General features: G+C 64.6%; 12 protein-coding genes. 10 read left to right on the top strand and 2 right to left on the bottom strand.

The genetic code is table 11. The annotated features are described in order from the left end of the window. Nucleotides 1-44: 44 nt before the first annotated feature. The 3 genes from mmuM to AB3G31_RS09605 all read left to right on the top strand — a co-directional run bounded on the left by mmuM (nucleotide 45) and on the right by AB3G31_RS09605 (nucleotide 2882). Nucleotides 45-1013: a homocysteine S-methyltransferase gene (gene mmuM, locus AB3G31_RS09615; RefSeq protein ID WP_367849955.1), complete on the top strand. Its 969-nt coding sequence runs from the start codon at nucleotides 45-47 to the stop codon at nucleotides 1011-1013. Further along, entirely contained in the window at nucleotides 1010-1750 is a 741-nt protein-coding gene (locus AB3G31_RS09610) for a hypothetical protein (protein ID WP_367849954.1), read from the top strand. Before mmuM ends, AB3G31_RS09610 begins: the two co-directional genes overlap by 4 nt. A 79-nt stretch (nucleotides 1751-1829) precedes the next feature. Further along, the gene (locus AB3G31_RS09605; protein WP_367849953.1) at nucleotides 1830-2882 is read left to right on the top strand and encodes a DUF3616 domain-containing protein; all 1053 of its coding nucleotides are present in this window, start codon (nucleotides 1830-1832) and stop codon (nucleotides 2880-2882) included. 9 nt (nucleotides 2883-2891) lie between these two features. On the opposite strand, the gene AB3G31_RS09600 is transcribed toward AB3G31_RS09605, so the two are convergent. Beyond that, complete coding sequence (locus AB3G31_RS09600) at nucleotides 2892-3758, bottom strand: helix-turn-helix domain-containing protein (protein ID WP_367849952.1); 867 nt, start codon at nucleotides 3756-3758, stop codon at nucleotides 2892-2894. A gap of 74 nt (nucleotides 3759-3832) precedes the next feature. Here AB3G31_RS09600 and AB3G31_RS09595 point away from each other — a divergent pair, with 74 nt between their 5' ends. Further along, nucleotides 3833-5245, top strand: a complete 1413-nt coding sequence (locus AB3G31_RS09595; RefSeq protein ID WP_367849951.1) for a cytochrome P450 — start codon at nucleotides 3833-3835, stop codon at nucleotides 5243-5245. 63 nt (nucleotides 5246-5308) lie between these two features. Here the strand turns inward: AB3G31_RS09595 and AB3G31_RS09590 are convergent, their stop codons facing one another. Further along, complete coding sequence (locus AB3G31_RS09590) at nucleotides 5309-6100, bottom strand: IclR family transcriptional regulator (protein ID WP_367849950.1); 792 nt, start codon at nucleotides 6098-6100, stop codon at nucleotides 5309-5311. Nucleotides 6101-6216: 116 nt separating this feature from the next. Between AB3G31_RS09590 and AB3G31_RS09585 the strand changes: the two genes are divergently transcribed. From AB3G31_RS09585 to AB3G31_RS09560, 6 genes are all read left to right on the top strand, one after another. Then, nucleotides 6217-7731, top strand: coding sequence for a sugar ABC transporter ATP-binding protein (locus tag AB3G31_RS09585; RefSeq protein WP_367849949.1), 1515 nt, complete (start codon nucleotides 6217-6219; stop codon nucleotides 7729-7731). 16 nt (nucleotides 7732-7747) lie between these two features. Further along, nucleotides 7748-8743 carry an ABC transporter permease gene (locus AB3G31_RS09580; protein WP_367849948.1) on the top strand — a complete coding sequence of 332 codons (996 nt, stop codon included), beginning with the start codon at nucleotides 7748-7750 and terminating at the stop codon, nucleotides 8741-8743. 64 nt (nucleotides 8744-8807) lie between these two features. Further along, a complete protein-coding gene (locus AB3G31_RS09575) occupies nucleotides 8808-9752 on the top strand; it encodes an ABC transporter substrate-binding protein (protein WP_367850317.1) in 945 nt (314 codons plus the stop codon). 123 nt (nucleotides 9753-9875) lie between these two features. Beyond that, nucleotides 9876-11153 (top strand): L-fuconate dehydratase, encoded by a 1278-nt coding sequence (locus AB3G31_RS09570; protein ID WP_367849947.1) that lies wholly within the window; start codon nucleotides 9876-9878, stop codon nucleotides 11151-11153. Next, the gene (locus AB3G31_RS09565; RefSeq protein ID WP_367849946.1) at nucleotides 11150-12022 is read left to right on the top strand and encodes an amidohydrolase; all 873 of its coding nucleotides are present in this window, start codon (nucleotides 11150-11152) and stop codon (nucleotides 12020-12022) included. The genes AB3G31_RS09570 and AB3G31_RS09565 overlap by 4 nt, the downstream gene beginning before the upstream one ends. Before the next feature lie 8 nt (nucleotides 12023-12030). After that, nucleotides 12031-12807: an SDR family oxidoreductase gene (locus AB3G31_RS09560; protein WP_367849945.1), complete on the top strand. Its 777-nt coding sequence runs from the start codon at nucleotides 12031-12033 to the stop codon at nucleotides 12805-12807. Nucleotides 12808-13996 lie beyond the last annotated feature (1189 nt).

Raw genomic sequence — 13996 nt, 5'->3', positions numbered from 1 at the left:
AGGGCGATACAGGGGCGCTGCGTAAGTCCTATTACCTTTCCAACATGCCGCTTTCCTCCCCCCTCACCGCTTTCTTCGCCCAGCGCCCGCTGGTGATTCTGGACGGCGCACTGGCCACCGAGCTGGAGCGCCGGGGTGCCGACCTGAACGACCCGCTGTGGTCGGCCAAGCTGCTGATCGAGCAGCCCGCGCTGATCTACCAGGTACACCTGGATTACTTTAAAGCCGGGGCCGACGTGGCCACCACCGCCAGCTACCAGGCCACCTTCGAGGGCTTTGCCAAGCGCGGTTTCGATGCCGCCACCGCCGCCCAGCTGATGCGCAACGCGGTGCGGCTGGCGGTGGAAGCCCGCGACACCTTCTGGGCCGAGCCTTCAAACCGAGTGGGCCGCATCCAGCCGCTGGTGGCCGCGTCGGTGGGCCCGTATGGCGCCATGCTGGCCGACGGCTCGGAGTACCGCGGCCACTATGGCCTGAGCGAAGAAGCCCTGATGGACTTCCACCGCCCCCGGCTGGCCGTGCTGGTGGACTCGGGGGCCGACCTGCTGGCCTGCGAAACCATTCCCTGCCTGGCCGAGGCCCGCGCCATCGCCCGGCTGCTGCCCGAGTTTCCGGGCGCGGCGGCGTGGATCAGCTTCTCCTGCCGCGACGGTCTGCACACCAGCGAAGGCGAGCTGTTGGGCGACTGCGTGGCTGCGCTGGACGGTTACGCCCAGGTGGTGGCCGTGGGTGTGAACTGCACCGCACCCGAATTCATCGCCTCGCTGGTCGACCAGATGCACGCCCGTACCACCAAGCCGCTGCTGGTCTACCCCAACTCGGGCGAGCACTATGACGCCACCCACAAGCAGTGGCACGGCAACCCCAGCGCCTCGCACTTCGCCGACCAGGCCCGCGGCTGGCATGCGCGCGGGGCCCGGCTGATTGGCGGCTGCTGCCGCACCTCGCCCGACGACATCGCGGCGGTGCACCAGTGGGCCAGCGCCTCGCTGCCCCCGCACGCCGCCATATGAAACGGCTTGCCGCCGCGTTGCTCTGGGCCTGCCTGGGCGCCGTCCAGGCCGCCAGCTTTGCCGATATCCAGCGCATCAAGGCCACCGAAGGCGTCCCCCGCTGGCGCGAAGCCGCCCAGCGCGCCCGCGCCCTGCGGGCCGACCCGCCCACGGCCGAAGCGGCCGCCGCCTGGACGTCGCTGGACGCACAGACCGACCCGCAGGTGGGCAAGGCCCCGCTGGACCAGACCAGCGGCGCGCTCACCAGCGCCGACCTGCTGCTCAACGCCACCTGGCTGCGCTGGCGCGTGCTGTCGGAAAATGCCGACGCGCGCTACTCGTTTGCCTACGCCATGGACCTGGCCCGCATGCGCAGCGGGGGCGACAACTACGACGATGAAGCCGTCATCTTCTTCTTCCACGCCAAGCTGGCACTGACCCTGGACGGCATGCGCTGCACCGACCGCAGCAAGGCCGAACACCTGCAAAACTGGTACGCTGCGCTGCCCGGGCTGCAGCCGCTGGTCGACAAAGCCGCCCGCATGCCGCTGGGCGACAAATCCGCCGCGGTGCTGGAGGCCATCACCATGGAAGAAATGCTGGGCGAGCGCCCCGCCATGGGCTGGCTGTGCCCGCGGCGCGAGGCCGAGCCGCCATCCACGACCGCACCGCCACGCTTTATGTCCATCGAGGCCTGGCGAAAATACCGCAAAGACCTGCTGGAACAACTCACCCGCAACGCCCTCAAGGATTTATAAAAAATCGGCCTGCTACGCTGATCCGATCGGCATGGGCAGCTTCTTTTTTTGTAGCAAACCCTTTTTTGGAACTCCCACCATGCTGCCGTCCACCCCGCTCCTCCAAACCGCTGCCAGCCTGCTCCTGGCCATGGCCAGCACCCAGGCCCAGGCGGCACCGCCCAGCATCCAACCGCACGGGGGCGTATGGCCGGTGCAGGCCGGGTTCGCGTTCGACCAGGGAAAAAAGAAGGCGCTGAAAACCCGCCAATCGGTCAGCGGCATCGCCTGCAGCCTCAATGCCCAGCAGCAGCGCGTGTGTCTGCTGGCGTTTGACGAAGGCGTGCACGCCCGCTGGGCCACGCTGCAAGACGCGGCCATGGTGGCAGAACCCGCCCCACTGGTGCTGCGCGATGACACCGGCGAGCTCGACGCCGAAGGGGCCGCCACCGATGGCCGCTACTTTTTTGTGACCGGCTCGCACTCGGCCAAGCGCAAAAGCGGCGACAGCAACCCGCACAGCCGCCACGTCATCCGCTTCCAGCGCGACCCCGCCACGGGCCGCGCATTGCGCAGCGCCGACGGGGCCCTGGCGGGCTACGCCGATACCGGCCGCTTATGGACGGTGATGCAGGCCCAGCCCGCACTGAAAGCCTTTACCCAGGAAAATGCAGCCCTGGGCGACGCTGCCGGTATCAACATCGAAGGCGTGGCCGTGCGCGACGGGCGCTTGTACTTTGGCCTGCGCAGCATGGGGGCGGTGCTGGCGGTGGATGCCGAGGCCTTGTTCACGCCCGCTGGGGCCGTCAACGCCACAGTCACCCCCCTGGTGCTGGGCACAGGCCGTGGTATCCGCGACATGGAAGCCGTGGCCAAGGGCTTTTTGCTGCTGACCGGGCCCAACGATGCCCAAGCCTACCAAGGCGTGGGCTGGGCAGTGGCCTGGTGGGACGGCCAAGCCAGCAGCACCCCGGTCACGCCCCAGTGGTTGGCCTCACTCGACCTGGGCCGCGTCAAGCTGGGCGACTGCGACAAGGAAATCAAGCCCGAAGCCATTACGGTGCTGAAAGAAACGCCCAGCAGCTACGAGGTGCTGGTGCTGTCCGACGGCATGTGTGAAGGCGGGCCGCTGGCGTTCACGGTGCCCAAATAGACAGACAGGCTAGGACCAGACCCGGTACACCCAGTAGCTCTCGTCCTCGTCCATGCGCCGCCGCAGTTCGGTCGGGCTCAGGCCGGTCACGCGGCGGGACTCGCGGCAGAAATGCGACTGGTCGGCATAACCCGATTCGGCGGCGATAGCGGCCCAGTTGGGCAGGCCCAGGTCCATCGCCTCGCGCGCCTGGAAAAACGCCGACTCGGCCCGCGCCCGGCCCCGCAGGCCGCGCAGCGACTGGCCGGTCCAGGCGCGGATGCGGCGCTCGGCCTGGCGCAGGCTCTGGCCCATGCCCGATGCCAGGGCCCGCACGCCCAGCGCCTGCACCCAGTCGTCGGCGCAGCGTGCAGGCACAGCCCCTCCACGCCGCGCCGCCTGCCAGCGGGGCAACAGAAAATCCTCGATCAGCCGCAACCGGGCCGGGTCGTTGGGCGCGTCCAGCACCGCCTGGGCCATGCGGCACCAGTCGGCATCCAGCACCCGGTGCATCGGGCTGTGGCGGTTGACGTGCGCCGCAATGTCGATGCCGGTCAGGGCATGCAGGGCATCGGGCAGCAGCATCAGCATCAGGCCGCTTGCCGGCCCCGACTGGCGGGTCACGGTGGGAACGGTGTGCGGGCCGAAAAACGCCATGCGGTGCACGCGCTGCGGTGCGGCCAACACCTCGTCGCCGCGCGCCAGCAGTTCGGTTTCGCCCTGCACCATCCACGACAGACAGCACAGGGGCGAAGACGGAAAGTGGTTCAGGCGCTCGGTCGGCGACAGCTCCACACCCAGGGTGCTGCGAAACAGCGTGGCCCGAACGCAAGCCGACAGCCCCCAGCTGGGGGCCACCAGGCTGGCGGTAGAGCGCAGGGCGGGCAGGGACGGCATGGCCGCAGTGTAGCCAGCCCAGGGTGTCGCAATCGTTCAATACAGCCGGTGGCCGGTGGCTCCACACTGGCGGCATGCACACCACTCTGACGACCCCTCGACCACCCCCGTTTCCCCCCGGACCCGCCAACCGATTCGGGGGCCTGCCCCTGCTGCGCCAGATGGGGCGCGACTACCTGGGCACCGTAGAACACCTGCATGCGGCCCATGGCGACGCGGTCTATGCGCGCATCGGGCCCGAGCGCACCTTCGACTTCTTCCACCCCGAATGGGTGCGCGAGGTGCTGGTGGACAAGGCCCGCAGCTTCATCCGCTGGGAGCGGGGCACCGCGGTGTTTGCCGAGGTGCACGGCCAGAGCGTGCTGGTCACCGAGGGCGAAGTCTGGCAGCGCCAGCGCCGCATGCTGCAGCCCGGCTTTGGCCCCAAGCGCATGGCAGCCTACGCCGACTGGATGGTGGCCGCCGCAGGCGAGGCGCTGGATGCCCTGCCCAGGCTGCCAGAGCACACCCTGGACTTCGAGCCGCTGATGACCCAGCTGACCATGGACGTGGTGCTGCGCACGCTGTACGGCCACGCGGTAGGGCCGGACGGCCGGGCCGAAGCCCTGGCCGCCGCCCGCGCGGTACAAACCATCAGCCTGGACGGCATGCAGGCCCTGTTCTGGCCCGCCAGCCTGCCCGACTGGCTGCCGCACAAATGGCCGGTGCGCCAGGCCAAGCACCGGCTTGACGCGCTGGTGCGCAGGCACATCGCCCAGCGCCGCCAGGAGGCCCAGGCAGGCCGCCCCGCGCAGGACGATGTACTGGGCATGCTGCTGGCCGCCCGCGACGAGCAAGGCGACCAGGGGGCCCAGAACACATTAAGCGACCAGGAGGTGCGCGACCAGTGCATGACCATCTTCCTGGCCGGGCACGAAACCACCGCCGCCGCACTCACCTGGTGGGGCCACACCATGGCCCAAAACCCCGACTGCGCCCGGCGCGCCCAGGCCGAGGTTGACCAAGCGCTGGGCCCGCGCCCGCCGCAGTACGCCGACATCCCCGCCCTGCCCTACCTGGCGCAAACGCTCAAGGAAACCATGCGCCTGTACCCGCCCGCCGCGTCGCTGATCAGCCGCCGCTCGGTGGAGCCGGTGCAGATCGGCCCCTGGCAACTGCCTCAAGGGGCGCTGGTGCGCGTCACGCCCTGGGTGCTGCACCGCGATGGCCGCTGGTTCCCCGAGCCCGAACGCTTCGACCCGGAGCGGTTTTCCGAGGCCGGCCAGGCGGCCCAGGTGCGCGGCAGCTACCTGCCGTTTGGCACCGGCCCGCGGGTCTGCATCGGCAGCCTGTTTGCCATGAGCGAGATGGTGCTGGTGGCCGCCATGGTGTTGCAGCGTTTCAGCCTGGCACCCGCAGCCTCGGCCCCGGTGCAGCCCCGGCTCAACGTGATCCTGCGCCCCGCCGGGGGCATGCCCTTGCGCCTGCGCAGGCGCCAGAATTTATAAGAAATCGGCTGCTTGTGCTTATGGAATAAGCATGAGCAGCTACTGAATAGATAGCATTTGAATTCAGCGCCCCGCCGCCAGCGACAGCGCCTGCGCCGCCTCCAGCAGGTGGGCCCGCGCATCGGCTTCGCTGGGACCGGCATGGCGGTCGATGCGGCGGATGTAGGGGCAGGTCAGTGCCGCCAGGGCGCTGCCGTCCACGCCCAGGATCGGGTACGAAATATCGACCACGCCAAACGACTGCAGGCTGTCGCCCTGCCAGTAGCCCTGCTGGCGCACGGTGTCGGACACGGTGGCCAGGGCGGCGCTGTCCATGGGTACCTCGCCATCCAGGGTGGTGTGCTCGGCCAGCATGCGCCGGGCGCGTTCGGCATCGCTGAAGGCCAGCAGCACGTGGCCCGAGGCCGAATCCAGCAGGCCCACGCGCGCGCCCAGCCGGGTGGACATGCCCCAGGCGCTGGGGCCGTTGACCTGGGCGGTGATCAGCACGCTGCCGCGGTCGTACACGCCCATGTGGCAGGACTGCTCGGCCCGCTGGGCAAACACGTCCATCAGCGGCAGGGCCTGTGCCACCAGGCGACTCAGAGGCGGGTGCATGTGGGCCAGGGCAAATAGTTTCAGGCTGAGCGCGTAGCGGTCGCCCGAGACCGAACGCATCACATACTGGCGCACCACCAGCCGCTCCAGCATGCGGTAGATCTCGCTGGCCCCGCGGTCCATGGCCTTGACGATTTCGGCCCGGGTCAGGCCCTGGGGCTGGCTGGCCAGCAGCTCCAGGATGTCCAGGCCCTTGTCCAGGGCGGGGGCGCGGTAGCGGTCGTCGGGCGCTGCCAAGGTGGATTCGGCTTTTTTCATACAAGCATCTTATTTTTCAAGGGAAAGTACCAACGCACGGATGTGTCTCCAGCCGTAACATTATCTGCAATGTTCATCCATGAACACTTTGTTTGCATATAAATACAAACCCCTACATGGCAGCACTCATAAGCATCACCCACCTGACCAAGTCGTTCCCCGGCGTCAAAGCGCTGAACGACTGCCGGTTTGAACTGGCCCCTGGCGAGGTGCACGCGCTGATGGGCGAAAACGGCGCAGGCAAGTCCACGCTGATGAAGGTGCTGGCCGGGGTGTACACCAAGGACGCGGGCGAGATCCAGATGGATGGCAAGCCAGTGGACATCCCCACGCCCCGGGCCGCGCAGGCCCTGGGCATCGGCATCATCCACCAGGAGCTGAACCTGATGAACCACCTCAGCGCCGCGCAAAACATCTTCATCGGGCGCGAGCCCATGGGGCGCTTCGGCCTGTTTGTGGACCAGCAAAAGATGGTGGATGACACCCAGGCCGTCTTTGACCGCTTGCACCTGCAGCTGGATCCGCGCGTCGAGGTGGGCGAGCTCACCGTGGCCAAGCAGCAAATGGTGGAGATTGCCAAGGCGCTGTCGTTCGACTCGCGCGTGCTGATCATGGACGAGCCCACCGCCGCGCTGAACAACGCCGAGATTGAGGACCTGTTTCGCATCATCCGCCAGCTCAAAAGCCAGGGCGTGGGCATCGTCTACATCTCGCACAAGATGGACGAACTCAAGGTCATTTCAGACCGCGTCACCGTGATGCGCGACGGCGAGACCATCGGCACCGTGCCCACCGCCACCACCAGCATGGACACCATCATCGGCATGATGGTGGGCCGCGCCCTGGAGGTGCACACGCCCGTCCAGTACGCCCACACCGGCGACAGCGACGCGGTGATGCTGGAAGTGAAGGGCTTGAACCGGGGCCGTAGCATCAAGAACGTATCTTTCAGCGTGCGCAAGGGCGAGATCCTGGGCTTTGCCGGGCTGATGGGCGCGGGCCGTACCGAAGTGGCGCGGGCCATCTTTGGGGCCGACGCGCGCGACGCGGGAGAGATCCGCATCAAGGGCCAGGTGGTGGACATCCAGGCCCCCAGCGACGCGGTGCGGTACGGCATTGGCTATCTGTCCGAAGACCGCAAACGCTACGGCCTGGCCACCGGCATGGACGTGCAGTCCAACATCCTGCTGGCGAACCTGAAGAATTTTGTCTCCCTGGGCTTCTGGCTCCAGCAGGATGCCATTGAAGCCGTGGCGCAAAAGTACGTGGGCCAGTTGGGCATCAAAACCCCATCGATCTTCCAACGCGCCGGGCTGTTGTCAGGCGGCAACCAACAAAAGATTGTGATTGCCAAATGGCTGCTGCGCGACTGCGAGGTGCTGTTTTTTGACGAGCCCACGCGCGGCATCGATGTGGGCGCCAAGGCCGAAATCTACAAGCTGCTGCACGCCCTGGCCGAGCAGGGCCGCGCCATTGTGATGATCTCCAGCGAGCTGCCCGAGGTGCTGCGCATGAGCCACCGCATCGTGGTGATGTGCGAGGGCCGCATCACCGGCGAGCTGTCGGCCGCCGAGGCCACCCAAGAAAAAATCATGCAACTCGCGACCCAGCGTGAAGTCCCCGCTCTCTAAAAAACCCACCTCACCCATGTCCAACCTATCCCCCGCGCAACGCCTCAAGGCCGCCCTGTTCAGCCAAAGCACCCGGCAAAAACTGCTGGCCTTTACCAGCCTGGTGGGGCTGATGGTGTTTTTCAGTGCCGCCTCGCCCAACTTCTTGCAAACCGACAACCTGGTCGGCATATTGCAGGCCACGGCGGTGAACGGCGTGCTGGCGATTGCCTGCACCTTCGTGATCATCACCTCCGGCATTGATTTGTCGGTGGGCACGCTGATGACGTTTTGCGCCGTGATGGCCGGCGTGTTCATGACCTACTGGGGCCTGCCCATGTACCTGGGCGTGGCGGCGGCGATTGTGTTTGGCGCGCTGGCGGGCTGGGTGTCGGGCTTCTTGATTGCCAAGCTGAAGATCCCGCCCTTCATTGCCACGCTGGGCATGATGATGCTGCTCAAAGGCCTGTCATTGGTGATTTCGGGCACCAAGCCCATTTACTTCAACGACACCCCGAATTTCTCGTATATCTCGCAAGAATCGCTCATCGGCTATTTCTTCCCCAGCCTGCCGATTCCCAATGCGGTGCTGATTTTGTTTGTGGTGGCAGTGGTATCCAGCCTTATTTTGAACAAGACCATTTTGGGCAGCTACACCTTCGCCCTGGGCAGCAACGAAGAAGCCGTGCGTTTATCCGGTGTGAATGTCGACCGTTGGAAAATCATTATCTATTCGCTCAACGGCGCCATTTGCGGCATTGCCGGCTTGCTGATCGCCTCGCGCCTCAATTCCGCCCAGCCTGCGCTGGGGCAAGGTTATGAGTTGGATGCGATTGCGGCGGTGGTGATTGGCGGCACCTCGCTCAGCGGCGGGGCGGGCACGATATTGGGCACGATTATTGGCGCTTTCATCATGAGCGTTTTGACCAACGGGCTGCGCATTATGTCGGTGGCCCAGGAGTGGCAGACCGTGATTACCGGAATCATCATTATTTTGGCGGTGTACGCTGATATTTTAAGGAGGCGCAAATAACCCACGAGTATTTCATGCACCCATCCGCAATTTCGATACCTATAATATTTGGAGATATGACATGATTTTTAAAAGAAAACTGATTTGCCTGGCTGTTGGTTTCAGCCTGACCAGCCTGATTACCGGCAAAAGCTTTGCAGCCGATGAAATTTACATTCCGCTGGTGTCCAAGGGCTTCCAGCACCAGTTCTGGCAGGCCGTGAAGCAAGGTGCCGACCAGGCGGGCAAAGACCTGAAGGTCAAGGTCACCTTCGAAGGCCCCGAGACCGAAGCCATGGTGGACAAGCAAATCGACATGCTGTCCTCGGCCCTGGCCAAGAAGCCTTCGGCCATTGGTTTTGCCGCACTCGACAGCCAGGCCGCCATTCCGCTGCTGAAAAAGGCCCAGGCCGCCAAGATCCCGGTGGTCGCGTTTGACTCGGGTGTGGACAGCGACATCCCCGTCACTACCGCCACCACCGACAACAAGGCCGCTGCTGCCCTGGCCGCCGACAAGATGGCCGGCCTGATCGGCAAGGCCGGTGAAGTGGCGCTGGTGGTGCACGACCAGACCAGCCGCACCGGTGTGGACCGCCGCGACGGCTTTGTGGAACGTATCAAATCGACCTACCCCAACATCAAGATTGTCAGCGTGCAATACGGCGGCGGCGACCAGTTGAAGTCCACCGAAATCACCAAGTCCATCCTGCAAGCCAACCCCAACATCAAAGGCATTTTTGGTGCCAATGAGGGCTCGGCCATCGGCGTGCTCAACGGTGCCAAGGAGATGAAGCGCAGCATCGTCATCATCGGCTACGACTCGGGCAAGCAGCAAAAAGAAGCCGTGCGCAGCGGTGCCATGGCCGGGGCCATCACCCAGAACCCGGTGGGCATTGGCTACAAGACCGTCGAAGCCGCCGTCAAGGCACTCAAGGGCGAAAAGCTGCCCAAGATCATCGACACCGGCTTCTACTTCTACGACAAGTCCAACATCGACGAGCCCAAGATCGCTGCGGTGCTGTACGACTAAAACCTGAATCTCTTGGCGTGCCCAAAACCACGCCAAGTTTCCACCCTCACCCCAACCCTCTCCCGCGCGCGGGAGAGGGTTGGGGTGAGGGTAGAGTTGCCAACCCCCTATCCCCTATTTACCATGCCCGTCATCCAATCCCTGCGCGCCATCGACCTGCGCTTCCCCACCTCGCAGCATCTGGATGGTTCGGATGCCATGAACCCCGACCCCGACTATTCGGCCGCCTACGTCATCCTGGAAACCGACCAGCCCGGCCTGAACGGCCACGGCCTGACCTTCACCATTGGCCGCGGCAACGACATTTGCTGCGCCGCCATCCTGGCCATGCAGCACCTGGTGGTGGGCCTGGACCTGGACTGGATCGCCGCCGACATGGGGCGCTTTTGGCGGCACATCACCTCCGACAGCCAACTGCGCTGGATCGGCCCCGACAAGGGCGCCATCCACCTGGCCACCGGCGCGGTGGTCAACGCGGTGTGGGACCTGTGGGCCAAATCGGTGGGCAAGCCGGTATGGCAGCTGGTGGGCGAAATGAGCCCCGAAGAGCTGGTGCGCTGCATCGACTTTCGCTACATCACCGACTGCATCACCCCCGATGAGGCCCTGGCGCTGCTGACCGAGCGCGCCGTCGGCAAGGCCGAGCGCCTGGCCACCTTGCAGCGCGAAGGCTACCCCTGCTACACCACCTCGGCCGGTTGGCTGGGCTATGGCGACGAGAAGTTGCGCCGCCTGTGCCAGGAGGCGGTGGACGCGGGCTTCAACCACGTCAAGCTCAAGGTGGGCCGGGACAAGGCCGACGACATCCGCCGTCTGCGCATTGCCCGCGAAGTGCTGGGCCCGGACCGGCATTTGATGATCGACGCCAACCAGGTCTGGGACGTGGGCCAGGCGGTGGATTGGCTGAAAGACCTGGCCTTTGCCAAGCCCTGGTTCATCGAAGAACCTACCAGCCCCGACGACATCGAAGGCCACCGCGTCATCCGTGAAAGCGTGGCCCCGATGCAGGTGGCCACCGGCGAAATGTGCCAGAACCGCATCATGTTCAAGCAGTTCATCATGCGCGGGGCCATCGACGTGGTGCAAATCGACTCTTGCCGCCTGGGTGGGGTCAACGAAATCCTGGCCGTCATGCTGATGGCCGCCAAATACAACCTGCCGGTGTGCCCGCACGCGGGTGGCGTGGGCCTGTGCGAGTACGTGCAGCACCTGTCGATGATCGACTTTCTCAGCATCGCTGGTACCCGCGAGGGCCGCGTCATTGAGTACGTAGACCACCTGCACGAGCATTTCAAGGAGCCCTGCGTCATCCAGAATGCGGCCTACATGCCACCCACCGCAGCGGGCTTTTCCATCGAAATGCTGCCAGAAACCCTGGTGCAGTACGCCTTCAAAAAATGATGCAAAAGATCGACAGCCACCAGCACTACTGGCGCTTCGAGCCTGCGGCCTTTCCGTGGATTGGCCCCGGCATGGCCGTGCTGGCGCAAGACCGGGCCCCCGCCGACTGCCCCATGCAGGCCAGCGGCATCAGCGGCTCCATCGCGGTGCAGGCCCGCACCGAGGCCGCCGAGACGGACTTTCTGCTCAGTCTGGCCACCCACCACCCCCAGATCCTGGGCGTGGTGGGCTGGGCCGACCTGGCCAGCCCCGCGCTGGAAGCCCGGCTCGACGACTGGGCAGGGCATTCCAAACTGTGCGGCTTTCGCCATATCCTGCAAGACGAACCCGATGTGGCCCAGGTGGTGGACAGCCCGCAGTTTCGGCGCGGCGTAGCCCTGCTGCAAAGCCGCCAACTGGCCTACGACGTGCTGGTGTTTGCCCACCAGATGCCGCAGGTCATCGACTTCTGCACGGCCCACGATGCACACTGGCTGGTGCTGGACCACCTGGGCAAACCGCCGCTCAAAAACCCGGAACAGATGCCGCAATGGACCCAGTCGCTGAAAGCACTGGCCGCCCTGCCCCATATGGTGTGCAAGCTCTCAGGCCTGGTGACCGAGGCCGCCTGGCCATTTGCGAATGTTGCCGATGGCCTGCCCACCAGCGTGCAGCAGGCGGTGTGGAACTGCTTCGACACCGCGCTGGAAGCCTTTGGCCCGGCACGCCTGCTGTTCGGCTCCGACTGGCCGGTGTGCGATCTGGCCGCGCCCTACCCCGCTGTGCACCAGCTAGCGCACACTTGGGCGGCTCAACGTCTATCGGATTCCGAACAAACCGCCTTTTGGTCTGGCAACGCCATCCGTTGCTACGGCCTTCCTTCTTTCTGAAAGCTCCCATGGATTTGCATCTCACAGACAAAGTCATCCTCGTCACCGGCGGGGGCAGCGGCATTGGCGGCGCGATCTCGCTGGCGCTGGCGCAAGAGGGGGCGATCCCCGTCATCTTGGGAAAAAGCGCCTTGGGTGAGGACTTCGCGGCCCAGCTCCACGCCTTGCAGCCCAAGTACCAGTTCATCCAGCTCGACCTGCAAGACGATGCCGCCTGCGGTGCCGCCGTGGCGCAGACCATGGCCCAATTCCAGCGCATCGACGGCCTGGTCAACAACGCGGGCATCAACGACAGCGTGGGCCTGGACGCGGGGCGCGACGCGTTTGTGGCCTCGCTGGACAAAAACCTCATCCACTATTACGTGATGGCCCACTACTGCGTGCCGCACCTCAAGGCCTCGCGCGGCTCAATAGTCAACATCTCGTCCAAAACCGCACTCACCGGCCAGGGCGACACCAGCGGCTACACGGCATCCAAGGGCGCGCAACTGTCCCTGACCCGCGAGTGGGCCGCCTCGCTGCTGAAAGACGGCGTGCGCGTCAACGCCGTGATCCCCGCCGAGGTGATGACCCCGCTGTACGCGCGCTGGATCAGCAGCTTCGACAACGCCGACGAGAAACTGCGCAGCATCACCAGCAAGATCCCGCTGGGTCAGCGCATGACCACCTCGGAAGAGATCGCACGCACCACTGTCTTCCTGCTGTCCGATGCCGCCAGCCATACCACCGGGCAGTGGCTGTTTGTGGACGGTGGCTACACGCACCTGGACCGGGCGCTGAGCTGAAACGGGGTTTATGGGCAATGGGCTGCTGGGGCTGATTTCACCAGCGGATGGCCATGACCGGCCCATCGTGCCAGTTCTGGGTTTTTTGGCCTATTTTGAGGTTAAAAAAACACTGCCTGCGCTTATTGCGTAAGCGTGGGCAGCTCCTGTTTTTTACTATCAAAAGAGAAGCAATCTGTGGGGTGTACGGGCGGTAGCCAATGGGGGTCGGATCCCAATTGCGCGCAGCTTGCTGGCGGTACAAGAGGGCTGCATCCCGCATTTGGGCTCCGACCCCTATTGGCGGATTTGCGTTGACGTTTTCTGGGTGCCTGCGAGCATCGTCGGCCGGGTGGTGCGCCCGGCGGCGCAGTATCTTTTCTTTTACGCAAAAGAAAAGACACCAAAAGAAAGGCGCCCCAACTGTCTGCGCCCTCCGCTTTCGCTGCGGGAACCTGCGGTGCGCGCTTTGGGCGGGGTCTGGCTAAACTCGCTGGCGCTCAAACAACGCCAGCCCTGATCCGCCCAAAGCTGTGCTCCTCGGCGCACACAGATGGGGACCCCGGGGAGCGGGATCGGCCCGGCTACGCCGGGCATCGCGCCTAGGGCGCGAGCTCGGCGCGGCGCTTGGCTTGGTTCACATCGGCAAAGCCGCTGCGTTCGTCCATTTCAGATTTTTAGGCCTATTTTCAGGTGCCGAAAAGGATGCCAGCGCTTATGGAATGGACGCAAGCAGCTCCTGTTTTTTACTATCGAAAGAGAAGCTACCTGTCTCGACTGCACGGGCGATAGCCAATGGGGTCGGACCACGATTGCGCGCTAAAAACCCTGTTGTTGTGTCTCCTGCCAACCCGCATTCGTGCTCCGACCCCTTTGGCGGATTGGCGGCCCTTGGGCACGTGCCCGCACCCCTGGCTAAGACACGCCCCGGGCTGCGCTATCGTTACTGCAAGGCTTTGGCAAACTATAGTGGTGGCCCCACTTGGAATGCGGGGTTTGTCTGAATTTTTATACCTGTATAAAAAATCCATTACCCGCATCAAAAACCAGTCTTCAAACCGTTTCCAGAAGATTTTGATGGACGATTTAAACCTCAACAGCCGATTTAAACCTCAGGGTTTGCGGTGTACATCACGTTAACCGTCACCACCATGTCTGAACACTTTCAGTCGCTGATGGAACGCCTTCAACGTCAAGGGTTCGCCGAGGC

This window comes from Rhodoferax sp. WC2427 (genome assembly GCF_040822085.1).
In the GTDB taxonomy this organism is placed as follows: domain Bacteria; phylum Pseudomonadota; class Gammaproteobacteria; order Burkholderiales; family Burkholderiaceae_C; genus Rhodoferax_B.
The sequence above is the reverse complement of the archived record's forward strand: the minus strand, read 5'-3'. Positions and strand labels throughout refer to the sequence as shown.

Excerpts from the sequence above, each read along its gene's own strand:
- AB3G31_RS09595 (WP_367849951.1), top strand. The coding sequence starts at position 3,833 with ATGCACACCACTCTGACGACCCCTCGACCACCCCCGTTTCCCCCCGGA.
- AB3G31_RS09600 (WP_367849952.1), bottom strand. The coding sequence starts at position 3,758 with ATGCCGTCCCTGCCCGCCCTGCGCTCTACCGCCAGCCTGGTGGCCCCC.
- AB3G31_RS09570 (WP_367849947.1), top strand. The coding sequence starts at position 9,876 with ATGCCCGTCATCCAATCCCTGCGCGCCATCGACCTGCGCTTCCCCACC.
- mmuM (WP_367849955.1), top strand. The coding sequence starts at position 45 with ATGCCGCTTTCCTCCCCCCTCACCGCTTTCTTCGCCCAGCGCCCGCTG.
- AB3G31_RS09585 (WP_367849949.1), top strand. The coding sequence starts at position 6,217 with ATGGCAGCACTCATAAGCATCACCCACCTGACCAAGTCGTTCCCCGGC.
- AB3G31_RS09590 (WP_367849950.1), bottom strand. The coding sequence starts at position 6,100 with ATGAAAAAAGCCGAATCCACCTTGGCAGCGCCCGACGACCGCTACCGC.
- AB3G31_RS09610 (WP_367849954.1), top strand. The coding sequence starts at position 1,010 with ATGAAACGGCTTGCCGCCGCGTTGCTCTGGGCCTGCCTGGGCGCCGTC.
- AB3G31_RS09580 (WP_367849948.1), top strand. The coding sequence starts at position 7,748 with ATGTCCAACCTATCCCCCGCGCAACGCCTCAAGGCCGCCCTGTTCAGC.
- AB3G31_RS09560 (WP_367849945.1), top strand. The coding sequence starts at position 12,031 with ATGGATTTGCATCTCACAGACAAAGTCATCCTCGTCACCGGCGGGGGC.
- AB3G31_RS09605 (WP_367849953.1), top strand. The coding sequence starts at position 1,830 with ATGCTGCCGTCCACCCCGCTCCTCCAAACCGCTGCCAGCCTGCTCCTG.
- AB3G31_RS09565 (WP_367849946.1), top strand. The coding sequence starts at position 11,150 with ATGATGCAAAAGATCGACAGCCACCAGCACTACTGGCGCTTCGAGCCT.